Raw genomic sequence first — 21,688 nt, forward strand, 5'->3', positions numbered from 1 at the left:
GCCACATCGGCCACCTCGTTGAAACGATCGAGGCAACCGAATGCAACAACTACTTCGCAAACGCCGGCTACGCTTCCATCAAAACGTGAAAGGCTCTAGCTCTTATCGGTACGGCGCTTTCGGTCGGCGGTGCGCTGGCGGAAGGCCAGCAGTCGAAGCAAATGGCCGAGTACCAGGCCAAAGCCTATGAACAGCAGGCGCGGGCCGACGCTCAAAGCTCGGCCTTCGAGCAGGGCCAGGAGCGCCATAAGCAGGACCTGCTGGAGGCGCAGGCGCGTGCCCAGGCCGGCGCTTCGGGCGTCGCCATTTCTGGCTCGCCGACCGAGGTGCTGGCCGTCAATGCCAGGCAGGGCCAGCTCGACCTCAAGGCGATCCAGTACGGCTCGCAGCTGCGCCAGAACGGTCTCGCCACGCAGGCGGCGATTGCGCGCTTTTCCGGCAGGCAGGCGGTGGGCGCCTCGATCTTCAAGGCCGGCGGCAGTCTCGTATCGGGCATCTCCGGCCTCTACGACCCGGCCAAGGCGGTGACGTTCGGCAGAAGCGCCTTCCCGCCGGCGCCGGGCGGAGGCCTCTACTGATGGCCACCATCCCGCTCCAGCTTGCCCAGCGCCGGCTCGATACCGGCACTGTGGCCTCCTATCCCAACGGCTCGCCAGTGGGCGCCGCCATGCAAGGCTTTGGCGACGAGCTGTCGGCGATAGCCGAACGCTTCCGGCAGCAGAAGCAGCAGCAGGACGCGTTCGACGCCGACATTATCGGCCGCGAGCTGAACGCACGCATCGCCCACGCCGAGGCCGTGGCGGTGCAGACCGCGCCGGCCGACGGCAGCGGCCTGCACGACTTCATGTATGGCCAGCTCGATCCGCGCAGCGACGGCGTCGTCAAGCCCGGCCTGTTCGACCAGATCTTCGACGACACCGTGGCGAAAGTGCCGGAGGGCGAACGCGCCAATTTCCTCGCCCAAAAGCAGGCTCTGCGGCTCGCCGGCTCGGCGCGCATGGCCGCGCAGCAGCACGCGCGGCGCCAGAACTATGAGCAGGCCGAGTGGAGCAAGGTCGAGGACGGCTACACGAGCGCCATCGCGCAGGGCGACCCGGACGACAGCGGCACGTTCGAGGCGATCAGGCAGAGCGGGCTCGAGCTGATCGGCAAGATGGGCAACCCGGCGGCCCGGCAGGCCGCCGAGGCTGCCTGGCGCAGCAACACGGCCAAGGCGCTTGTCCGGGCGATGATTGCCCAGGACCCGAAGCGTGCTGTGGAGGTGCTGGGGACTGGGCCGGTCTCAACGGACGGCAGGACTAAGGACGATACCATCGAGGCTGTGGGCGGACCTCGGGCGAGTGGGTCCAGCGTGCTGGCGACGCGCGAAGCGCCCGTAGGTGGCCTTCCGTCCGACGAAACACCTATCCGCACGGGTTCCGTGGGGCCCGTCGGAAATACGGCTTGGGCTGCCGCAGGACCCTGGATTGCCGACTTGTCGCCGGACACGGTTCAGGATCTCGGCCAGAAGGCGCAGGTAGCGACTGTCGCAAGCCTGGTCGATGCGCGCACGAACATCGACATCGCCTTGCAGAACGCGCCGGCTGCCATTGCCAATACCGGCAGCTATTCTGGCAAGACACCGGGTGCCGAAGACTTCACTGCCGTGTACGGCGCCGAAGAGGGCGGCAAGCGCCTCCAAGCCTTCAACATAACGGCTGATATCGGCCGCGCGGTTTTCGACATGCGACCCGTCCCGAACCGGGCGATACACGCCCAGGTTCGGGATTTTGAACCCGGCCCCTACGGCTCGCGGGAAGAGCGCGAGCAATATGAGATAAGGGCCGGCGCCGCGCAATTGGTGCTGGGTGCCAGGCGCGCCGATCCCGCCGGGTACGTCGGCCAACTGTTCCCGAACCATGCTCCGGACTGGGACAAGATCACAGCTCCTGAGGATTATAAGGCTGCCGTCACCTGGGCCGTCGCTGCTCAGCAGGAGTTGAGCTTCGACCGAATACTGCCAATGCCCTGGGCTGTAGCTGGCCAGCAGGCGGCGAAATACATCGACCAAGGCGTGCCGTTCGAAAAGCGCCTTGCCAAGTTGAGTTCGATCGTCCTGGCGGTTCGCGATCCTGATGCCCGCAAGGCGACAACCCAACAGATTTCTGTGGCGGCGGAAGCCCAGTGGCGAGCCAAGGCCGCCCAAGATCCGAACGTCGCGCCAGAGTCGTTGGAAGCCCAGGTTGCAGTGCTCAAGAACGGGCTGGCGTGGATCGGGGAACATCCGGCCCAAGCCCAGTACAGCACCATGCCGTGGCTACAGCAATTCGGCTTGGCGTTCTCGGATGTCGGCCGCCTCACGGCTAAGGGCGCGGCCGCCGGCGGTGCGGATGCGATCTCCGCCGGGCTGGACTCCGCTTGGTCGGGAGGAAACTACCAGAACCTCCTCGAAGATGAACAGGCCAAGACCGAGGACGCCGAGGACCGGGCCGGCTCGGCCGGTTGGGCGGCGGAAGCCCTCGGCATCGGCTTAAGCGGATATGGCCTGGCGGAAAGTTTGTTCGGTTTGCTGGGCCGGGCAAGCGTTGGCGCGGCGGCAGAGAACGGCTTGATCGGTCTTGCTGCCCGAACTGGCGTCGGGGGTGTGGCGGGTGGCACTTATGGCGGGGCATACGCCTTCAACACAGGACAGAGCGTCCCCTGGGGAATTGCCAACGGCGCGCTTTGGGGGGCGGGCGGCAATGTCCTTGCCGAAGGGCTCAGTGCCGTTGGCAGCCAGGTGTTGGCAAGGCTTGCCGGGCGTTCTGCGAATGCTAAACCTGATATCGTACTGGATAGTGGGGCTCCCCCGGTTTCTGTCAATGCAGAAGAGATTCCGATCTCGACCGGCAAGGCCCGAGAAATAAGGAGGCCCTATACGCATTTGGAAGATCCTCCCAACGTTGCGTCCGGCAAGGATCCAACAAAGAAGCAGAGGATAGCTATTTTCGAGGAAAATAAAAGGGTGAATGATGGAATTTTGAGATCGGATGAGAGTGGTATAGAAATAATTCCAGCAAAGAAAAGCAAAAGAGGCGTAACTCCTCCAAAAAATGAAGCTCATATCGATCACATAGATCCGGTTAATCCCGCTGACAAGACAAAATCGTCAGGATCAAATAGCTATAAAAATCTTCGTCTTACGGCTGGGTTTGAGAATATAGAAAAATCGAACAAATAGGTGACATATGACCGAATGGAAGTTCGAAAACCCAAAAAACACAGCCGTTATTTCGACTCGGAAGATATTTAGGGGGGGCGGCTGGATTGCGTATGTGTCACATGATGATGACGGCGACGATAATGAGTCGTGGCAATTCTACGGAAATGAAGCTGAAGTTGATCAAGATGACCTAATTTTAGTGGCCTTGGTCGAGGTGGTCGAGCTTGATGGAACTGTTGCACAGTTGGCGGATTTGCCGTTAGGCTGGCGTGCGTGGCGCGATACAAAGTCTTCGCCATGGAAGCGCGACAAAATCACCTAAACACATTCTGAATGGTAGCGGAGTTTACTCTGCTTTGACCCGGTGAAAGTAAAAAAAGGCGTTACTCCTCCGCCAACGAATCACAGTTTGATCACATCGATCCGCTTATTCCAGTTGATCCGACAAAGACTCCCGGATCGAATAGTTACACCAATGCAAGGATGGTTGCAAGAATTCGAAACAGAGAAAGTGGAACAAATAGGCGCTGTGATGACTAAATGGAAGTTTGAAGACCCCCAGAACGTAGCTGTTTTTGTAAACAGGAAAGCTATACGCAATGGTGGGTGGGTTGCTCGCGTCGTGCATGATGATGATGACGGATCATGGCAGTTTCACGCGGATGAATCCGAAGATTTCGATGAAAGCGATATTATGATCATAAGCCTGAAAAATATGGTTGAAAAAGACAAGACTATTATGCAGTTGGCTGATTTACCTTACGGCTGGTATGCTTGGCGCGAGACAAAAACCTCGCCATGGAGGCGAGGCAAAACCCTCGACGAACACCCAGAATCGGAGCGGAGTTAGTTTCACCTTCCAATATTGTAACGGTTGACATGGGTGATTGCGACGCTGAGCGGCGGAGCCGACAGCGGTGCAAGAAACCGGGGCGTCACTTCGCACTGAGCGTTCTGGCAAGGACCAATCAGCCCACGGGCCGGAATATGGATGTGTCTCACGAGAAAGCGCTGGCCGACGGGGGGCAGATCAAACATCACGCATCGTGCGAGAGCAGATCATATTAAACACCATAGCGATGCAGGAGACTATGCTCGCTGGGCAAGAAGAAGATGGCTCAAGCAAGAAATGAAAGGGAACACAAGTGGTCGAGAGAAATTATAGCGACGTCAAACCCGACTTGACTAGCGTCACCCGCTTGCCGTCGGCTGACAAAAGCACAGGCGATGAAGAGCTTGATGCTGCACGTCTGGAAGCCCGAAAATATCTTGATTTCTATGATTGGGTTTCAGACATCAAGGGGGAGTACCTTGGATACGGTGCCGATGGCATAATCTATATTTTTCTCTTCGAGATTGTTCCGGGCAGGCCAGAAGTTGACCCATGGATATGGGTAATCGTCGGCGATGTGCCCCCGACATATCTGCCGGCTGCAGACGCCAAGACTCCATACGAGGCGCTGGATGGATATATCGGCGCCATGGAAGAGTGGGTCGAAGCTGCGCGACGGGGGGACTCGGTGGCAGATCTAATCCCGGTCAATGTGCCGGCTAGCCCAGCCAACGCGGAAATGTTGGATAGCCGTCTCAAATTCCTCGACGAAAGGGTATTGCCGGAACTTCGAGAGTGATCGGTTGCCGCTTGTCGGCAAGCGCCGTCGGTTCCTTGACGAGAACGTGCTTCCGTTGCTCCCAAAGTGATGTACAGCCACGTTCCGTGGCTCGTCGCTGATGCAGGCCCGGCAGCCGGCTCGACCGGATCAGCGCTGGCGCGATCACCAGTGAGTATGCCACTCCGGCGATGGCAACCACTCCGGGGTTTGGTGCCACCATCGGGACAGCGGTCTGATTGTGGTCACGATCCTGGCTTATGGCCTGCTAACCGCCGGGCGGTCTGTTGGCGGTCCGGATCGCCTCCTGTTTCAGATGAAGGATTGACCTGTTGCGCACAGACTCTTTTGCGACCATGGCAAGGATCGCTTTTCTGCTTACCTTGGCCGGTGTTCTCCTGCTCGCGCTTTCGCCGGTGCGGTTCCTGCAGGAGTTGGACCTGAGCTTCACCCTCCACCATGACAAGCTCAACCACGCCGCGGCGTTCGCTGTGCTGGCGGCGCTCGGAAGCCTCGGTTGGCCGGAACATAAGATGAGGCTGGTCGTGCTCCTCGCTCTTACCGGCGCGGCGATCGAGCTGCTTCAGGGCGCGCAGCTGATCGCGCGCGATATGGATATCCTCGACTGGGTCGCCGACTGCGCCGGCATGGCCTGCGGGCTGGCGGCAATGGGTGGGACAAGAAGGCTGATTGGCGGATTGCTGTAGCCCTGGACCGCGTTGCTCGTTGTCCGCAAAATCGTCCGTGAATACACCGGCTGCGCCGGATAGCGCGGTGTCCGGCCGCGTAGCTTAAATTCCCCACCGACAGCACTGAACCCCTTCCAGCCTCGCTTAGCGGGGCTTTTTTTATGGAGCAAGCCCTCATGTCCCGACCTGCAACTGCCGCCGTTCGTCTCCTGACCGGCGAACGCGAGCCCGTGCGCCTCGCAACCACGGCCGACATCCTCCTGCACGGCCTGCAGGCCATCGATGGCGTGCCGGCCGAAATCGGCGACCGCGTGCTGGTCAAGGACCAGGCCGACCCGAGGCAGAACGGCATCTATACGGCGAGCGAAGGCAACTGGTTCCGCGCCGCCGATGCCCGTTCTACGCGCACCCTGCAGAAGGGCACGACGGTCCACACCCAGATCGGATCGGTCAATGCCGACCGCGTGTTCGAGTTCACGGCCGACGAGCCGGCCGTCGGCGCCGATGCCATCACCATCGCCGCATCCGTTCCACCCGACATCGCCGACGTGGTCGATGAGGTCGAAGCGCTGCGCGATGAAACCCAGGCCTTGAAGGATGCTGCCGCAGTCAGCGCCGGCCAGGCATCCGCGAGTGCTGCCGCTTCCGCCGCGAATGCCGGACAAACCACAGCCGACCGGGCTGCGACCAATTCCGATGCCGTCGCCGCCGCGGCCGCGGTCATCAGCGCCCAGGCCGCACGCGACGCTTCGCTCTACGGCAAGGGCATTTTCCCGACGACCGCGGCGGCAATCGGCTTCGGCGTTGTCGGCAACGGTGCGATCACGGCGGGCTCGGGCGGCACCAACGGCATATTCGACCTGGCGTTTGCCGGCGGCACCGGCTCGGGCGCGGCCGGCCGCTTCGTGGTGGCGGGCGGGGCGCTGACGCAGATACTGATCACGGCGCCGGGCTCCTACACGGTGGCGCCGACGTTCAGCTTTGCGGCGTCGGCAGGGCTCGCCGGCGCCGCCGCCGCGGCGGTGCTGGGCAGGAATGTCGATGTCGGCGAATATTTCTGGACCGAAGTTTCGACAGGTGTGCTTGGGCTGTACAATGTCACGGCCGGGCCTGTGGCGGCCGATACGGGCGTTCGCGCGGCAACGGCTGCTCTCCTTTCGAGCGTCGATAGCCTAGCAATGATCGAAGGCCTTAGCGTTCCGACCGCCAGGCTAACAGAGGCGGCCGGATCAGTCAGCCCGTCGGTATATCGATCCTACTCTTTTGTGTCGGGCGACACGATCGAGCACATTGCCATTGCCAAAGCTGGAGAGCGAAGCATTCTGCAGCTTATCCACACGGGGGCTGGTGCGGCCTATACAGCCAACTTCAATCTTGGGGAGGGTATCGTCTCAAGCAGTTCTGGCGCGAACCTCGTCAGCGCTGCCATCACGGATATTGGCTCCGGCTGGTACGAGTGCAAGGCTGTCGTCCTGGCTGCGGCAAATATTACGAACAATGTGCAGGCACGCGTGTCGGCTGCTGGCGTTTTTCCGTTCACCGGCGATGGAACCAGCGGTATGTACATTCGCAGTATCGTGCTCCGCAAGCAGGGCCTGCCGGCTAACCTGTTCCCGAGCAGCGACCCCGCCGACGCCGCCTTCACGAAGCAGAACGTGACGGTTACCACCACGGTCAGCCCTTATGAACCGGTGCTGATCTCCCTGCCTCCGCTTGTCGATGGCCTCGACGTGACCGTCAGAGGCCGAATGACGGCATCGAAGCTTGTCGAAATGGTCGGCTCTGGCAATCCTTCCGTTTATCAGGGCAGGGCAGTGGTCAATGGCGACAATATCGTCTGGAAAGTCACCGCCAAAAAGGCCGAACGCAATCGTCTCAATCTCTACTCCAACAACGCCGTCATCTTCGACTGCACCTTCAATCTCGACACCGGGATTGCGACCGGCGCAGGCGCGAGCATCGTCGCTCTTGGCAACGGCTGGTACGAATGCACGGTCACGAAGACGGCAACAGCCACGGCCGCGACGAACTGGCAACAGCGTATTTTCCCGTCTGCTGGCGGTCACCCGTATGTCGGCGATGGTGTGTCTGGATTCTATATCCAAAGGTCGGCTCTAAGCATCAATGGTGGGCCGAATGTCTTCTCGTCTTCGGAAAACCTCTCCAACTCGGCCTGGACCAAAAGCGCCGGCGTGACGGCAGTCGCCAATGGCGCTCTGTATCTTGGCCTACTGTCGGATCCGGCCAACATCGGCGGCGACCCTTATGACGACGGCTCGGCCGCCCTGGCTGGCAAGAAATTGACGCTGATCGGCTCTAGTATTTCGGCCGGAGCCTACTACGTTCCCGTCCTCGCCGGTCTGACCGGTATGGTCCCTACCAATCTAGCCGTCAGTGGCTCGGCCTTGGGGCTGAGCACCACCGCCTATCCGAGCTACGGAATGTCCAATGCGATCACCAACATTCCGGTCGACGCGGAGTTGGTAATCCTGGAGCCGGGCCCGAACGCCTTTGGCGCGCAGGAGACGCCCCTGGGCGCTCTCGGCGACACGACCTACGCCACTCACTATGGTTCGCTGTGGGCGGCCTGCGCCGCCATCCGAGCGCGTGCGCCGAACGCCAAGATCGTCATGATTGGCACCTACAGCGGCGGCCCTGGACACGCGACGCACCGGATAGGTCGGGTCAATGGCCAGGGCAACACCATGGACCAGTTCTTCAAGGCCGAGCGCGAAGTAGCGAGGCTGCTGTCCATACCGTTAATCGACGTAGGTGGTGAGAGTGGCATCGGCTACCTGACCTCGTTGCTTTACATGGGCGATGAGCTCCATCCGAATGCTGCGGGCAGTCTGCGTCACGGAACCTTCGACGCTGAGGAACTTCGTCGTCTGTCGCGCCGGGGCTTCTTCGGAGCCTAGACTGAAATGGTCCTGTGTGGCAGATGTTCGCGAATGCGCGTCTTCTCCACCGTTCTCACTTTTCGCCGCCGCTTTTGGTCGTGGATCGCCACGGGCGCCGCTAGGGAAAATGCCGTCATCGGGCCGCGCACGAAGTTCGGCGCCGGGGCAGAGATCTTCAATATCCACGGCGACCGGTCTCGCGTCTCAATCGGCGCGGACAGCCATTTGGATGGGCATTTGCAGGTCTTTGCCCACGAGGGTCGGATCAAGATTGATGATTGGTTCTATCTTGGCCCAAGCTCGACGATTTGGTCGTCAGACCCGGTGGGGATCAAGATCGGAAGGCGGGTACACGTCTCATGGGGTGTGGCGATCCACGACACCAACTCGCATCCTATGGACCCGAAGAAGCGCTTTGCGCAGATGCAAGCCATCTTCAAGCGGGGCCATCCTAGAGTCGACCCTGGCATCCGCTCCGCTCCGATCGTGATTGGAGACGATGTCTGGATTGGGAACAGTGCTATGATCATGAAGGGTGTCACGATCGGCGATCGGGCGATTATCTCCGCCGGTTCCATAGTGCGAACCGACGTCCCTGCTGACGCGCTGGTGCGGCCTGACCGGGTCGTGAAATGATGCCTTTGGGTTAATGCTCATCACAGGGTTAGCTCACAGTCACGAAGGGCATGTGCTTGATCCGCTCCCATTGCTCCTTCGCCGTGGTTCCTGACCAGCCGTTGCGAAGTGCATTCTCGCGGTACGCCTCCACAGGCTCTAGTCCGGGCAAGGCCACAGTCTGCGGCAAGAAGAACAGGTTGCCGCCAGCTGCCGAGACAGCGACGAGTTTGTAGCCATGGCTATTGCAGAGCTGCGTCAGAGCGGTGATCGAGGCGCCGTGATACCAACCGCTTTCGTGCTTTGCGGCCCTATCGAACGACGGATCGTATGGCACGGTGACGGGGTTGAGCCCAAAGCTGGCATTGTACTCCGCGACAATGACGGCCGGGCGCACTGGCAGCAAGGCTTGCAGAAACCAGTAGTCGTTTCCATCGACATCGACGGAAAGCACTCCAAGTTGCGGAAAATGCGTGGCGAGATTTTCGATGTTGTTGAGATCAATGAAGCTCTGGCGCACTTCAATCCGCTTTGGAAGCAGCGAGCGCGCCAACCGCACGGTCGTTGCGTCGCCGTCGACGAGCAGACCCTTGAATTCACTAAGCCCAATGCAGTTGTACTCCGTCGGATGGAAACCAAATTCCAAGAACGTTTTCGGGCTTTGGCCAACAATCTGCGACAGGATCACACTTTCGTCTGATTGCGGAGACCCGGCAAGGCGAGCCTTTGCGAGGTGAAAATAATATCGGAGCGGGCTTGAGCGAAGGAAAGCATGCATGCGCGATTGGACATTCATCAATGGATGACTCCTGATCGCCCGCCCGCGGACAATTATTTGCGACAAGCGGCGGCGGTTTGCAAGCTTGCGAGACGCCCGCGTCCGCTACTGTAGACGCCGTGAAAATCGCCGAAAGGCATCAGAAGAATCGGGAGCCGCTCGAGCGCACCAACATCGCACGGCAACTCGACCAGAAATCTTTGGGGAGGCGGTATTTCGGCTAGGGTTCATCGCCGACGCAGACCCACCGAGGCGCAGCCGCTACCGTCTGCTGTCCTGCGGCTTGTGGTGCGGGTCCTGGGATTTCGACCACCAGACAAAATAAAGCGAGCCCATCTTCATCACAGGAACGCGGCGGTCGCGTTCCCGGGCTCGCAACTCACGATAGGTCTTTATCTTCAGAGTGCCGCCCGGCAACCTGATACGCACCGCCATCGGTCCAACTCCCGTTGTGCAATGCAGCAATTTTCGTGCAATGCGGTAAGTAGAGACCTTCCGTTACGGGAGAGTCAACAGCAGGATCATCAACTTATTTTGCGAGCTGCGGAGGCTTCGCGGTGCCAGGCGGGCAGGGCCGGCCGAAGGAGTTTTATCCTGGCGACTGATCATCAATCAGGCGCTGGCGGTTCGACCACCAGGTGAAATAGATCCGGCCGATCTTGACGACGGGTATGCGGCGGGCGCGTTCGCGGTCGCGCAATTCGCGGTACACCTTCACCTTCAGTGTGCCGCCAGGCATCCTGATACGCACCGCCATCGATTCCGCCACCCCATTGTGCAATGCAGCATCAGAGACCTTCCGCTGCGGAAGAGTCAATGCCTGCCCGCTGACTATTTCTGGGACTAGTCGAGCGGTCTTGAGGTTTGGGCGCGCGCGGCGGTTCCCGATCCCGCACGGAGGCGGCATGCCCAGTCGGCATCGTCGGGTGCGCGGGCTATTTCCTGGGCGAGGATTTTTTGGGCGAGGATGGGCGATCGGACACGCCGCTCGGCCACCAGATGACGAAGTAATTGCCGACCTGCCAAACCGGCACCTCGCGGTTCTGCTCGCGGCGCCGCAGCTCGTCCCTTTTCTTGATCTTCAAAGTCCCGCCCGGAAGCCTGATTCTTATCGTCACGTGTCCTCCCGTACCCGCTACAGGTACGAACGATAGACGGGAACAGTTTCATCCCGGCTAAGCAATTTCATCCAGGTCGAGCAATTTCGGGCGCGGTAGACGCAGGAACCGGGACCGGAGCGAGATCGCCGGAACTGGCTTCATTTGAAGAAATCCGCAATGCCGTTGATGGCCAGCACCGCATAGACGATCGGTCCGGCGATAAACGCACAATAGAGGCAGAGGATCGCCGCCAGCACCAGCAGCAGCGGCTTGTCGCGAGCGACGGCGCGGAGTTCGGACTTCACCGACCAGCGTGCCGCAGCGGTTTGTTCATCATCAGGCATGTTCACCATCCCGCGCCCATTTCACACGGCGGATCGAAAACATCAACCTTCCTTGCCACATCGGCACGGGCTGCCGCCCAATTCTGCTTTGCCGCCACGCATCTGCTTTTTCAACCTCAAAACCTTGCCCGCGAGGGCGGAAAGGACTGCCCATGGACATGACGTTCAGGGGCGCCGCCAGGCGCCTCGATGACATAGACTTGCCGAAACTCGGCGCCCGGATCGGCGTCGGCGAGGACGAGATGCACGCGTTCCTCGATGTTGAAACCAGCGGGCACGGCTTCGACGCCGTTGGCCGGCCGGTCATCCTGTTCGAACCGCACGTCTTCTACCGCAACCTGTCGGGTGCCAAGCGGGCACAAGCGGTAGCCGCCGGCCTCGCTTATCCGAAGTGGGGCGAGAAGCCCTATCCCAGGGATAGCTACCCACGGCTCAGGGCAGCTTGTGCGATCGACGAAACCGCGGCGCTCAAATCCGCTTCGTGGGGGCTGGGTCAGGTCCTCGGCGAGAATTTCAAGGCCGCGGGCTTCCTTACCGTGCAGGCGATGGCCGAGGCAATGATGGCGGACGAGGCGCTGCAGCTCGGCGCGGCGATCAATTTCATCGTCGAGAAGCGGCTCGACGACAATCTGCGTAACCATGACTGGGCTGCTTTTGCCAAGGGCTACAACGGCGCCGGCTACCGCAAAAACGCCTACGATATCAGGCTTGCCGAGGCCTATCGCAAATGGAGCCGCATCAAGAACACGCCCTGGCCGTCTGCCGGTCCGGTGTCATCCGCGGTTGTCCCTGCAGCCCCGCCAGAGCCCGCGAAGCCAATTGCCGTTCCACAACCGACCGCCGCGCCCTCTGCGCCTCCCGTGCCTGCCGCCAGGCCCGGCTTCTGGGCAGCGCTGATCACAGCCATCCTGAAACTATCAGTCATCCTCAAACTGTCTGGAAGGAAATGACATGTGGACCCGGATCAAGAGCTTCTTCTGCGACAGCGAAACAATAGTCTGGGCGCGGCTTCAGGCGGCCATCGGCATCGCTGCGACCATCATCACCTATATCGACCCGCAGGTGCTTTCGCCGATCATTCCGGGGGAATGGTTCCCCTGGTTTCTTGTGATCAACGGCGTTTTGACCGAGTTCCTGCGCCGCCGCCGCGCGGAGGACTTGTGATGGCAGCGCTTCTCAGCATTCTCAGCGCCATCATCGGCAACAAGGTCGTCATGACGGTGTTCGCTGCCGTGGCGGGCGGCATCGGCCTTTATGTTGCGGGCGGCATCAACCGGGCGAAGAAGGAGGCGGTCAAACAGGCCGAGGCAAAAATCGCGGCCGCCGAGGACCGCCTCGAAATGAACCGCGAGGCCGCCGCCGAAGGGCGCAAGGCCGCCGGCATGACCGATGCGGCAGCAAGAGCGGAGGCTGAGAAATGGGCAAAGCGCTGATCCTCTGCGTGGTGCTCGCCGGCTGCGCGACAACCACGCCGGCCGGCAATCCGCGCCAGGTCTGGTGCGACCACAACCAGCCGCGCCGGCCATCGGCAGCTGTGGTCGCCGCCATGACCCGGCCCGAGCTCGACGAGATGAACGCATTCAACGGGCAGGGCGCCAGATGGTGCGGGTGGATGCCATGATGCACGAATTGCTCGACGTTCTGGGCATCAAAGCACCGGTCCTGGTCGCCGGCCTGTCCGGCGGCATTTTGCGGGCCTTGTCGCGCCACCGCTACAAGGTCCGCGAGATGGTGGCCTCGCCGATCTGCGGCGCGCTGGCGGCGGCCTATCTGACGCTGCCGGTCGTGCATTATTTCCGCGCCGCCGGCCTGCCCATTCCTTCTCCGGACGACGACACCACGACGCTGGCCGCGGCGTTCCTAATCGGCGTCTCCGCCATGTGGATTTCGGACATCGTGTTCGAAATGATCGTGCGCCGGTTCGGGCCGGTGAAGGAGGAGTAAGCCGCCCTAGCCCGACGAAATAGTGACGTTCAGTTGGAGCCCGCCGCACCGAAAGGTGGGGCGGGCTTTTTGCATTTTCCCTCGCATTCTGTACGATCTTTCTTTCGCGACAGGGCGGCTCGATCCGGCGCTGCCCGACCAAGATGCGCGTTAGGCATGGGAGATGGTGTCATGCTTGCCAAGGTCCTGACACAAGCGGCAGTCCTGACAGCCGGGGCGCTTCTGTTTGCCGCGACGGCCCACGCCCGGCCGGACAGCCGCGCGATGACGTGCGAACAGACACAGCTTCTGATCCAGAGGCATCGCTCGGTGGTGCTGACCACCGGCCAGAACACCTACGACCGATACGTCCGCCAATTCGGCAATGAATGCGATTGGCCGCAGGTACCGCGCGCCGCGTATATCAAGACGCGTGACGGTCAATGTCCGGTCTATCGCTGCCAGGAGCCGATCTTCGACCTCCCGAATTGAAAGCAGGCGGCGGCTCATTCCTTGTCGAAAGAACCAGCCTCGCTTGCAAGGTCGCGCGAAATGACACGTTCATCGGTATCGTCCGGCAAGGCCTCGTCGCTGTCCTGGTAAGCGTTATCGTCGTCCTCCTCCGGCAGTTCGCCGCTTTTCTCGACGTCATAGCGAATATCGCCGTTTTGCGGCACGCCGTCAGGGAGGATTCTCCCGCTCCGGATGGCATCCCAGTCCTGCTGCTGGATCGTCGGGCTCTCCGTCTCGTCGTCGGTTCGTTCTTTCCTGCGCGGTTCCATCGCTGGTTCTCCATAATGTCAGCGGCCCTGAATTGGCTCAGTGGTTGAACTCATAAGTCTGGCGGCCGGTTCCCAGGCCACTGCGGTCCGGGCGCATTGCCGCACGACGGAACCAATCGCGCCTGCCTGCCTTCACATTCAGAAGATACTGGCGCGAAAGGAGCTCGATATGAGACCGCTCATTTTCTTGCCGTATATGCTAGGTGCGCTGCTGCTGGCGGTGCCGGCGGCCGCGCAGCCGGGCGAACAGGCGCAATCCGACCGCTGCAAAGTCGAGCTGCCGGACCAGAACAGCGAGCAGCAGAAGCCGGCCGGCAACAATTTGTCCGATACGCTCGAGCCATGCGGTGGGGTCCTGAAGCCCCCGCCAACGGGCGATCAGGGCATGGCGGCGCCACCGCCGGACGAGGGCAGGACCCCGGTGATCAAGCCCGGCGAGGTGCCGCCACAGCCGCCAAAGCAGTAGCAGCGACGAGCGGCAACTTCGCGCCGCTTGCGCCGGCAGGTTTGTTGCACTCGCTTAGGAACATTAGCTTGTCCTAAATGTTATTTCAGACGCAGTAGATATCACCCCCCTCCGGTATCGCTGCTGATCGGGAAACCGATCGGCCCGCGTCTTGCGACGCGGGCCACCGCAGTTCATTCGCAGTCCATTCGCCGCATCGCGCGGGCACTTCACCGCTGTTCGATTAGCCGCCACTTACGGAACAACAAGGTGGCGTGGGCGTTTGCCTAGAGGGTTCGCCGCTTCGACCGGAATGCCGCGTCGCAATTGTAAGGGCGAGGCCCGTAACAACAGGAGTAGACGATGAAAATCCACCTTGTTCCTGCTGCGGCGGGATTGGTGTTGCTTGCCGGCGTCGGCGTGGCCACCGCGGACCAGGTGATTGTCACGCCCGAACAGCAGACGGTCATCCGCGAATACGTCCACAAGCACCCGCTGGCGTCGATCAATCTTCTGGGGGTGGAGCTCAATATCGGTTCCACGTTGCCCGATACGGTCGAGCTGCAACCGATCGATGTTCCCGACGTGCAGTACAGATACGTCGTCGTCGGCGATCACATCGTGCTCGTCGACCCAGGCACCCGCAAGATCGTGCAGGTCATCGAGTGATCGGCGTTGCCAAACCGGGAACCGGATTTGGAAAGGTCACGGTCTAATTACCAAATCAGAGCTCCATCCCGAGCGATCGGGATGGGAGTTGCCGCTGTCGTCTCGGAACAAGGAAAGGAGCCATTCCCATGCTGCCGCATGTCGAGCCGACCAACGTAGCCGCAGCCGTCGACAAACTGCTTGCTGAACGAGGCGATGGCCTGCTGTCGATGAAGGCGGCGATAGCACTGTTGCGCGAACGCACCGGAACGGAGCGCTCGGACGCGGACCTTGAAGGGCTGATCATCAAGAAGGCGGCGCTCCTCGGCGTCGCCGTCCTGTGTGACAGAGAGGCTCAATGACGGTGTTGCCTGCGCCTCAAGACGCGGGTCGAAATTTCAGCTAGAACAAGGTTGCTTACGCATGAACCGAGCCGACGGAGGTATCAGTGACGGACAGGCAGGAACGGATTCGCCAGCGAGCACACGCGATCTGGGAACAGGCAGGCAGGCCCGACGGGGCCCATCAGCAGCATTGGGATCAGGCTACCACAGAAATCGACACGGAAATCGCCGCGAAAGAGAAGACCGCCAGCCGGCCGAAGCCGACACCACGCCAGCCTAAGCCGGCGCCCGCCACCAAGGACGGAAGCAAACCCAAGGCGCGACCACGTAAAGCGTGAACTCGAGCGGATTTGATTCCAACGCCGGATCTCGCGGTTCGGTTGGACCCATCGTAAGGCGGGATCAGTCCTAACCGGTCCCGCTGCCGTAAGCCCACCCGCGATGGTAAGCCCGATTGTCGCGGCTAACTACTTACCGCAATTGTTGTCGTTGACAGTCGGTGAAACTGTCCCGGCAGGCTTGTTGGACGCATCGGGTTGAGCTCCTTGCGGGGTTGCAGGGCAGTTTTCATCCGCATTGGAGTTCATGGCACCCGTCGTACCCATCGTGCTGCTGGTCGTGCCAGGGTCAATACCGTTCGGCTTGGGCTGGACGACGATGCTCTTCTCGCTGCCAGGCGCATTGTTGTCCGACCCGGCGTTCTGGGCTATCGCCGCGGTCGCCAGACCGGCTGCAAGTATGGAAGCTGTCACGATTTTCGTAAGCATGCTGATCTCCATCATTCGGTTATCATCATGTGGCGACTACAGAAAAAACAACCCGGGTGATGGAAGATTCCGGCAAAAATGACGCAGCACGGTGAAGCAAACCCGCGCAGCGCGGACCTTCTCGGTCCATTGTTCTATTGCCGTAGGTAGGTTTGATGTTGTGGTTTGCAGATTAGGAATTCGCCTTCTTTTGGCCGCCGACCGTCGCAACGTTCGCCTGTTGCGGCGCCATCAGCTAAGTCTCGCATCGCTTCAATCGGTAGAGGCCATCCCAAAGTAAAACTTTCGGAAAATTTCACTACAAATTTCACGCGGCTGTTATTTGAAAATATACCATGGGGCCAGCGAGTTGACCGGCAAAGAAACCGATTACCTTCTTGCAAATTAGTAGGTATGCAACCGGCGCCGTCGCGGGCTGTTCAGCGCAACTACAGCAAGGAGAGTGTTATGATCACAATAATCAAAACAATCACCGATGCGGTGGCAGGCAGCGCAGTTATTTTCATGCTCTCGATGCCCGTGAATGCCGCGGACGGAATTGCCGTTGGTGTTGGAACATCCATCGGCGGCAACGGCGGCATCAAAGCCGGCCTCGGCGCGACGGTTGGCGGTCGCGGCGGCATCAACGCCGGTGCCGGCGCAACGGTTGGCGGCAGCGGCGGCATCAAGGCAGGCCTCGGTGCCTCGGTGGGCGGCAGCGGCGGCATCAACACCGGTGCCGGCGCAACGATTGGCGGTTCCAGTGGCATCGCCGCGGGCGCCGGCGCATCGGTCGGGGGCAGAAGCGGCATCAACGCCGGTGCCGGCGCGACAATCGGCGGTTCGGATGGCATTGCAGCCGGCGCGGGGGTAGGTATCGGCAGCGGCGTTAGGGCTGGCGCGGGGGTCGGGATCGGCAGTGGCATCAATGTCGGCGCCGGTGTCGGGATCGGTGGTGGAAGCAATCCGTCCAACCCGGGCAGCCCGTCCAATCCCAGCAATCCCAGCTTGCCCCAGGTCGTTGCCGACATGTCGGGCGACAAGTTGGCCAGGATGAAGAAGCGCTGCGTCGACGTGCTGAGCAGCGAAGGCGCTTACGACAGCGATCTGCGCCAATTATGCCTGCTGATCGCGCGCCGCTAAGGCGAATAACATCGGAATGAAATGTCGGACCCGGCCGAGAGGCCTTCGTCCATCAAACCTCCATCAGTCCAAAGCCCGCCATAATCGCGGGCTTTGTTGCCGAGCACGTAGCGGCAGCATGGCGGGGGCTCACAAGAGCACGCGCCTCAATGCGTTTGACGGCCAGGATCCGGCGAAGCGGACGCTCCGTCTTCCAAGGCGTCCCAGCCTACGGCGGGGCTTCTTTGCATCAGCTGAGGGCACGCAAACTCCGCCAGATCGGTTTCCGCGAAGCCGTCGAACTCGATAGCCGCCCCGTAGAGCTGGGCTGCTTGCATGACGAGCCATTCGATGTCTTCGCGCGCAACATTCTCGGCGAGGTTCTGCAGTCGCGCGGCTTCGGCGACAGCAGTCAGATTGATGGCAATCCCGGACCGCAATGTAGCCCGAACTCGGGAACTGACGTCTTCGTGCAGGCGAACCGAAAATCCGTAGCGCATGGAAAACCTTCCCTTCAGGAGCGGTTTGTCCCTCGTGTTCCACGATGCGCCCAAGATTCGCGATTGGCAAGCGAAATTCCTTAAAAACTCGTTTTATGTCAAATAGTTAGCGTATTTTGTTGATTGCCCATTTGATGCTCAATCCGCTTCATCGGACTTCTGCATGACTCGCTGATCTGAAGGCCTTGACGCATTCTGCTCACGTACCTAACTCTACAGAAAATTAGGAACATACTAACTCAGCTGCATTTAGGCTGGTATGACTGGAGGCCGAGATGTCCGAACTGGAACGCCCGGAACGATTGCAGATCATGCTGACCGTCGATGAACTGGCGGCGTTGGAGAACTGGCGCTTCGACAAGCGCATGCCGAGCCGGTCGGCCGCGGTACGGGAACTTTTGAGGCGAGGCCTCACAGCCGATGGTTTCCTGACGGCGGCGCATGGGACCAAGTCGCGCGACTTCGGCATTCTGCCGCATTCTGCAGATGGCGACGGGGTGGTCGACGGGGTGCCCCAGAAGGAATAGCGTCGTTTCCGCCGCGCTCGCCCGCTCTGCGACCGTGCTTCGCGATTCTCTTGCTTCGCGATGAGCTGTGAACGTCTGGTCCGCTGATCGCCGCGAAGTAGAAGAGATCCAAAGCTCTGTCTTGCCAGACGCTCCGCAATCAGGGAGTGGTTGATCGGCATGGTGTGGGCTCGGGAATTTTGCTGATGCTGGAATTGACGGCCGGCGACCAGTCGATGCTGCATGGCGAGCAAGGCTTGGCAGCGGCTGCCGCCATGAAGATCCTGGTTGCCTTTTCGAAGGCGGTCGGCGCGCGCAAGTTGCTGGACATTGCCGGTGCCCATATCGACGGCTGCCTCTATCACGGCCAAGCCAGCCTCGATTTCGTCGAAAGGCTGATCGAGGGCGGCGGCCGCGTTCGGGTGCCGACGACGCTGAATGTCGGTTCGTTCGACCTCATCCATCCCGGATTGGTGAAGATGCCGGTGTCGCAAGAAACGCCGGCGCGACGCCTGATGAAGGCGCATCTGGAACTCGGCTGCCAGGCGACCTTCACCTGCGCACCCTATCAGACTCGGTTCCGGCCAAGGTTCGGCGAGCAGATTGCCTGGGGTGAATCCAACGCCATCGTCTTTGCCAATTCGGTGATCGGCGCGCGCACCAACCGCTATGGCGATTTTATCGATTTGTGCTGCGCAATTACCGGGCGCGCGCCAGCATGGGGGCTGCACCTGATCGAAAACCGGCGTGGCCAGGTCCTGTTCGAGCTGACTGACGCTGCTTTCGAGCCAAGCGACGCTCTGTTTGTCGGCGTCGGGCTGATCATCGGGCAAAGGGCTCGCGACCGCATCCCTGTCATATCGGGCCTGCCGCAGCCGCGCGACGAGGACCAATTGAAGGCGCTGGGGGCGGCGGCGGCAACGACGGGTGCCGTGGCGCTGTTTCATGCCGTCGGCATCACGCCGGAGGCGAAGACGCCGGATGAGGCGTTGCACGGCCTGGCGCCGGAGGAAAAAATCCGGATCTCTCGCGCTGACATCCACCATGCGCTGGCCAGGCTGTCGAGCGTCCCCGACGGCGTGCAGCTTGCAGCCGTGTCGTTAGGCACGCCGCATTTCTCCTATGACGAGTGGATGCGCCTGTTGCCGCTGCTGCGCGAAGTCGGTCCAGGCAAGGGTGTCCCAATCTATGTCAACACAGGGCGCGCGACGCTGACGCGGCTGCAGGACGAAGGCGCACTGGCCGGCATGGAAGCCTTCGGCCTCGTTCCGGTCACCGACACCTGCACCTATGTCACGTCGATCCTCGAGCGTCTCGATGGCGTGGTGATGACCAATTCGGGCAAATGGGCGCATTACGCACCTGGCAATATCGGTGTCTCGGTGGCCTTCGGTGACATGGAAGACTGCGTCCGCTCGGCTGCGGCCGGCCGCGTCGTGCGAGGCGCGCCATGAAGACGCCGGCCAGAACCGGTACATTCCACCTTTCCGGCTCGGCACAAGGCCCAGCGCTGGTGCTTTCGCAGGCGCTCAGCTTCTGGGGCGGGATCGACGTCGAAACGGGCGACATCATCGACCATTCGCATCCGGACCTGGGCGGCAATATCGCCGGCAAGATCCTGGTGATGCCGAGCGGGCGAGGGTCGTCGTCCTCGTCTTCGGTTCTGGCCGAAGCGATCCGCAGAGGCACGGCGCCGGCCGGCATTATCCTGGAGCGGCCGGACCCGATCCTTGCAGTCGGCGCCATCGTTGCCGAATTCCTCTACGAAATCAGCATGCCGCTGGTTGTCTGCGACATGTCAGGCATTGTCTCCGGCGACCGGATCGCAATCGGTCTGGGCGAAGATGCGCAAGCGACGGTGAGCAAGCTCTAGCCGGCCATCAGTCCCGCCGCGCCCCGCCGCCAGTAGACTGCCGCCAGTGTTTCGTTGCGGCCGAGCGCCAGTGTGCCGCGCCAGTGTTCGCGCACCGTCGTGGCGGCTGCCGCTTCGGCCGCGAACCAGCCGAATGCCGAACCGGTCGGCCATGCGAGCAATCTTACCCACAGGAGCGAAATGGCATGGTCGGCAGTGATAGCCGGCGCGGGCAGATGCGCTGGTTTCGATCGGGCAGCATGACGGTCATGCTGCCGATGGCGTGTCTGTCCTTGCGCCGTCTTGCGGGTTCAAGGCACTGGCCGCCGAGACGGTCGTCGCCAGCGGCGGAGACGAAGGCGCTGTTGGTATTGGGCGGCGCATCTATGATCGGCTTCGGCCCTCCGTTCAGATCTCCGGGATGCTTTCCCTGAAGATCACTTGCAGCCGTGGCTGGTGCAGTTCGTAAGGCAAGCCCCTGACCGCATGGCTCAAGGTGTTGAGCGCTTCACGGGCCTCGACGCGCGGGTTCTGGTCGATGACTGCGTCGAGCGTGCCGTCGAGCAGAAGTTCCTTGGTGCCTTCCGTCACCTCATGGCCGAGAAAGACCGTCGACAGCGCGCGCCCGCGCTCCTTGAGTGCGCGGGCGATGCCGGTGTTGCCGGCGCCGACATTGTAGATGGCGGCCAGGTCCGGGTGCCGGTCCAGCAGGGCGGAAGCCTCCGAATAGGCCTTTTCCCGATCGTCGAGCATTTCGCGCATCTCGACGATCTGCAGATTGGGCGATTCTTCCGCCAGTATGTGGCGGAAGCCCATCTCGCGCTCTTCGTGGCCGCGATAGGAGAGCGAACCGGCGAACAGCGCGACCTTGCCCGGACGCCCGGCACCCATGAAGCGGTTGAGAAGGTAGCCGGCGAGCCGGCCGGCGGCGCGGTTGTCGATGCCGATATAGGCAACCCTCGGCACATGCAGGATGTCGGAAGCGATGGTGACGACCCTGACGCCGCTGGCCGAAAGCGAGCGGATCGCCTCACGCACAGTTGGATGGTCGAGCGCGATCACACCAACGCCCTGCGTCTGCCCGTGCAGTTCCTGCAGCAGACGGGCAAGCCGGTCCGGATTGAAGCCTTCGATAGTAGCGACGCGGACGTCGAGGTCGGGCCGCGCCTGCGCCTGCGCCTCGATCTGGCGGTGCAGCATCTTGATGAAGGAATTGGTGCCGGCGGGCAGGGCGAAATCCAGCCGTATGACCTCGCCAGTAACCGCGTTGCGCTGGTTCGGATTGTTCGAATTTTCAGCGATATAGCCAAGCCGCTGTGCCGTTTCGAGCACGACCTCGCGGGTGCGCGCCCGAACCCCGGCGCGGTTGTTGAGCACACGGTCGACCGTGGCGGCCGAAACGCCGGCCTCCCGGGCTATGTCTGTCAGGGTGGACCGCACTGTCGATCACCTCATTCCAAAACGCGCCAGGGGCGCATCGAGATCATGCATTTCATGGGGCCGATGTCGGAGAGCGGCTTCATCGCCGTCCGCGATTCTGATGGGAAATGATGTAACCGGCCTTGGCCGATGCGCAAGCCGCTGCGCTACACCAAAATGCCCA

The 21,688-nt window shown here is 61.3% G+C and carries 32 protein-coding genes; 22 read left to right on the forward strand and 10 right to left on the reverse strand.

What is annotated here, in order from left to right; translation table 11 throughout:
* Positions 1 to 161 precede the first annotated feature (161 nt).
* From NKI18_RS29285 to NKI18_RS29320, 8 genes are all read left to right on the forward strand, one after another.
* Complete coding sequence (locus NKI18_RS29285) at positions 162 to 578, forward strand: hypothetical protein (protein WP_353021450.1); 417 nt, start codon at positions 162 to 164, stop codon at positions 576 to 578.
* Positions 578 to 3,199 carry a hypothetical protein gene (locus NKI18_RS29290; RefSeq protein ID WP_352621478.1) on the forward strand — a complete coding sequence of 874 codons (2,622 nt, stop codon included), beginning with the start codon at positions 578 to 580 and terminating at the stop codon, positions 3,197 to 3,199. Before NKI18_RS29285 ends, NKI18_RS29290 begins: the two co-directional genes overlap by 1 nt.
* Before the next feature lie 7 nt (positions 3,200 to 3,206).
* Entirely contained in the window at positions 3,207 to 3,503 is a 297-nt protein-coding gene (locus tag NKI18_RS29295) for a hypothetical protein (protein ID WP_352472061.1), read from the forward strand.
* A gap of 87 nt (positions 3,504 to 3,590) precedes the next feature.
* Entirely contained in the window at positions 3,591 to 4,031 is a 441-nt protein-coding gene (locus NKI18_RS29300; RefSeq protein ID WP_352685225.1) for a hypothetical protein, read from the forward strand.
* Positions 4,032 to 4,326: 295 nt separating this feature from the next.
* Entirely contained in the window at positions 4,327 to 4,812 is a 486-nt protein-coding gene (locus NKI18_RS29305; RefSeq protein ID WP_352621479.1) for a hypothetical protein, read from the forward strand.
* Between the two features lie 311 nt (positions 4,813 to 5,123).
* Complete coding sequence (locus NKI18_RS29310) at positions 5,124 to 5,498, forward strand: hypothetical protein (RefSeq protein WP_352621480.1); 375 nt, start codon at positions 5,124 to 5,126, stop codon at positions 5,496 to 5,498.
* A gap of 158 nt (positions 5,499 to 5,656) precedes the next feature.
* The gene (locus NKI18_RS29315; protein WP_352621481.1) at positions 5,657 to 8,398 is read left to right on the forward strand and encodes an SGNH/GDSL hydrolase family protein; all 2,742 of its coding nucleotides are present in this window, start codon (positions 5,657 to 5,659) and stop codon (positions 8,396 to 8,398) included.
* A gap of 33 nt (positions 8,399 to 8,431) precedes the next feature.
* Positions 8,432 to 9,016, forward strand: a complete 585-nt coding sequence (locus tag NKI18_RS29320) for an acyltransferase (RefSeq protein WP_352621482.1) — start codon at positions 8,432 to 8,434, stop codon at positions 9,014 to 9,016.
* Positions 9,017 to 9,044: 28 nt separating this feature from the next.
* Here NKI18_RS29320 and NKI18_RS29325 read toward each other — a convergent pair whose 3' ends face one another.
* The 5 genes from NKI18_RS29325 to NKI18_RS29345 form a co-directional block, all read right to left on the reverse strand.
* Positions 9,045 to 9,791, reverse strand: a complete 747-nt coding sequence (locus NKI18_RS29325; protein ID WP_352621483.1) for a hypothetical protein — start codon at positions 9,789 to 9,791, stop codon at positions 9,045 to 9,047.
* Between the two features lie 243 nt (positions 9,792 to 10,034).
* The gene (locus tag NKI18_RS29330; RefSeq protein WP_352621484.1) at positions 10,035 to 10,208 is read right to left on the reverse strand and encodes a hypothetical protein; all 174 of its coding nucleotides are present in this window, start codon (positions 10,206 to 10,208) and stop codon (positions 10,035 to 10,037) included.
* Between the two features lie 154 nt (positions 10,209 to 10,362).
* Positions 10,363 to 10,530: a hypothetical protein gene (locus NKI18_RS29335; protein WP_023675755.1), complete on the reverse strand. Its 168-nt coding sequence runs from the start codon at positions 10,528 to 10,530 to the stop codon at positions 10,363 to 10,365.
* 178 nt (positions 10,531 to 10,708) lie between these two features.
* A complete protein-coding gene (locus NKI18_RS29340; protein ID WP_352621486.1) occupies positions 10,709 to 10,891 on the reverse strand; it encodes a hypothetical protein in 183 nt (60 codons plus the stop codon).
* 140 nt (positions 10,892 to 11,031) lie between these two features.
* Positions 11,032 to 11,217 (reverse strand): hypothetical protein, encoded by a 186-nt coding sequence (locus NKI18_RS29345; RefSeq protein ID WP_352621488.1) that lies wholly within the window; start codon positions 11,215 to 11,217, stop codon positions 11,032 to 11,034.
* A 152-nt stretch (positions 11,218 to 11,369) separates the two neighbouring features.
* Between NKI18_RS29345 and NKI18_RS29350 the strand changes: the two genes are divergently transcribed.
* The 6 genes from NKI18_RS29350 to NKI18_RS29375 all read left to right on the forward strand — a co-directional run bounded on the left by NKI18_RS29350 (position 11,370) and on the right by NKI18_RS29375 (position 13,632).
* Complete coding sequence (locus tag NKI18_RS29350; RefSeq protein WP_352621489.1) at positions 11,370 to 12,167, forward strand: N-acetylmuramidase family protein; 798 nt, start codon at positions 11,370 to 11,372, stop codon at positions 12,165 to 12,167.
* Between the two features lies 1 nt (position 12,168).
* Positions 12,169 to 12,381: a hypothetical protein gene (locus tag NKI18_RS29355; RefSeq protein ID WP_352621491.1), complete on the forward strand. Its 213-nt coding sequence runs from the start codon at positions 12,169 to 12,171 to the stop codon at positions 12,379 to 12,381.
* Positions 12,381 to 12,650: a hypothetical protein gene (locus NKI18_RS29360; RefSeq protein ID WP_352621492.1), complete on the forward strand. Its 270-nt coding sequence runs from the start codon at positions 12,381 to 12,383 to the stop codon at positions 12,648 to 12,650. The genes NKI18_RS29355 and NKI18_RS29360 overlap by 1 nt, the downstream gene beginning before the upstream one ends.
* On the forward strand, positions 12,635 to 12,838 hold the full coding sequence (locus tag NKI18_RS29365; RefSeq protein ID WP_352621493.1) for a hypothetical protein: 204 nt from the start codon (positions 12,635 to 12,637) through the stop codon (positions 12,836 to 12,838). The genes NKI18_RS29360 and NKI18_RS29365 overlap by 16 nt, the downstream gene beginning before the upstream one ends.
* Positions 12,838 to 13,161, forward strand: coding sequence for a hypothetical protein (locus NKI18_RS29370; protein WP_023675762.1), 324 nt, complete (start codon positions 12,838 to 12,840; stop codon positions 13,159 to 13,161). The genes NKI18_RS29365 and NKI18_RS29370 overlap by 1 nt, the downstream gene beginning before the upstream one ends.
* A gap of 171 nt (positions 13,162 to 13,332) precedes the next feature.
* On the forward strand, positions 13,333 to 13,632 hold the full coding sequence (locus NKI18_RS29375) for a hypothetical protein (protein WP_352621598.1): 300 nt from the start codon (positions 13,333 to 13,335) through the stop codon (positions 13,630 to 13,632).
* Between the two features lie 14 nt (positions 13,633 to 13,646).
* On the opposite strand, the gene NKI18_RS29380 is transcribed toward NKI18_RS29375, so the two are convergent.
* Positions 13,647 to 13,922: a hypothetical protein gene (locus NKI18_RS29380; RefSeq protein WP_352621599.1), complete on the reverse strand. Its 276-nt coding sequence runs from the start codon at positions 13,920 to 13,922 to the stop codon at positions 13,647 to 13,649.
* Between the two features lie 169 nt (positions 13,923 to 14,091).
* On the opposite strand from NKI18_RS29380, the gene NKI18_RS29385 reads away from it, so the two are divergent.
* The 4 genes from NKI18_RS29385 (at position 14,092) to NKI18_RS29400 (ending at position 15,697) form a co-directional block, all read left to right on the forward strand.
* Entirely contained in the window at positions 14,092 to 14,388 is a 297-nt protein-coding gene (locus NKI18_RS29385; RefSeq protein WP_352571258.1) for a hypothetical protein, read from the forward strand.
* A gap of 342 nt (positions 14,389 to 14,730) precedes the next feature.
* Positions 14,731 to 15,036 carry a DUF1236 domain-containing protein gene (locus NKI18_RS29390; protein WP_352621600.1) on the forward strand — a complete coding sequence of 102 codons (306 nt, stop codon included), beginning with the start codon at positions 14,731 to 14,733 and terminating at the stop codon, positions 15,034 to 15,036.
* Between the two features lie 128 nt (positions 15,037 to 15,164).
* Positions 15,165 to 15,377 (forward strand): hypothetical protein, encoded by a 213-nt coding sequence (locus NKI18_RS29395; RefSeq protein ID WP_352524156.1) that lies wholly within the window; start codon positions 15,165 to 15,167, stop codon positions 15,375 to 15,377.
* A gap of 86 nt (positions 15,378 to 15,463) precedes the next feature.
* Complete coding sequence (locus tag NKI18_RS29400) at positions 15,464 to 15,697, forward strand: DUF2934 domain-containing protein (protein WP_352621602.1); 234 nt, start codon at positions 15,464 to 15,466, stop codon at positions 15,695 to 15,697.
* 129 nt (positions 15,698 to 15,826) lie between these two features.
* On the opposite strand, the gene NKI18_RS29405 is transcribed toward NKI18_RS29400, so the two are convergent.
* A complete protein-coding gene (locus NKI18_RS29405; RefSeq protein ID WP_352621604.1) occupies positions 15,827 to 16,141 on the reverse strand; it encodes a hypothetical protein in 315 nt (104 codons plus the stop codon).
* Positions 16,142 to 16,519: 378 nt separating this feature from the next.
* Between NKI18_RS29405 and NKI18_RS29410 the strand changes: the two genes are divergently transcribed.
* Positions 16,520 to 17,248: a hypothetical protein gene (locus NKI18_RS29410; protein WP_352621606.1), complete on the forward strand. Its 729-nt coding sequence runs from the start codon at positions 16,520 to 16,522 to the stop codon at positions 17,246 to 17,248.
* Positions 17,249 to 17,394: 146 nt separating this feature from the next.
* Here the strand turns inward: NKI18_RS29410 and NKI18_RS29415 are convergent, their stop codons facing one another.
* Entirely contained in the window at positions 17,395 to 17,727 is a 333-nt protein-coding gene (locus NKI18_RS29415) for a hypothetical protein (RefSeq protein ID WP_023675769.1), read from the reverse strand.
* A 275-nt stretch (positions 17,728 to 18,002) separates the two neighbouring features.
* Here NKI18_RS29415 and NKI18_RS29420 point away from each other — a divergent pair, with 275 nt between their 5' ends.
* From NKI18_RS29420 to NKI18_RS29430, 3 genes are all read left to right on the forward strand, one after another.
* On the forward strand, positions 18,003 to 18,254 hold the full coding sequence (locus tag NKI18_RS29420; protein WP_352621607.1) for a hypothetical protein: 252 nt from the start codon (positions 18,003 to 18,005) through the stop codon (positions 18,252 to 18,254).
* A 182-nt stretch (positions 18,255 to 18,436) separates the two neighbouring features.
* A complete protein-coding gene (locus NKI18_RS29425; protein ID WP_352621642.1) occupies positions 18,437 to 19,687 on the forward strand; it encodes an aconitase X in 1,251 nt (416 codons plus the stop codon).
* The gene (locus NKI18_RS29430; RefSeq protein ID WP_352621609.1) at positions 19,684 to 20,106 is read left to right on the forward strand and encodes an aconitase X swivel domain-containing protein; all 423 of its coding nucleotides are present in this window, start codon (positions 19,684 to 19,686) and stop codon (positions 20,104 to 20,106) included. The genes NKI18_RS29425 and NKI18_RS29430 overlap by 4 nt, the downstream gene beginning before the upstream one ends.
* Here NKI18_RS29430 and NKI18_RS29435 read toward each other — a convergent pair.
* Positions 20,103 to 20,267, reverse strand: a complete 165-nt coding sequence (locus NKI18_RS29435) for an SIP domain-containing protein (RefSeq protein WP_352621611.1) — start codon at positions 20,265 to 20,267, stop codon at positions 20,103 to 20,105. The two genes, NKI18_RS29430 and NKI18_RS29435, sit on opposite strands and share 4 nt — an antisense overlap.
* Positions 20,268 to 20,493: 226 nt before the next feature.
* Entirely contained in the window at positions 20,494 to 21,525 is a 1,032-nt protein-coding gene (locus NKI18_RS29440) for a LacI family DNA-binding transcriptional regulator (protein WP_023675775.1), read from the reverse strand.
* Between the last annotated feature and the right edge of the window lie 163 nt (positions 21,526 to 21,688).

Origin of the sequence: Mesorhizobium sp. M0800 (assembly GCF_040320095.1) — a bacterium.
Classification (GTDB): domain Bacteria; phylum Pseudomonadota; class Alphaproteobacteria; order Rhizobiales; family Rhizobiaceae; genus Mesorhizobium.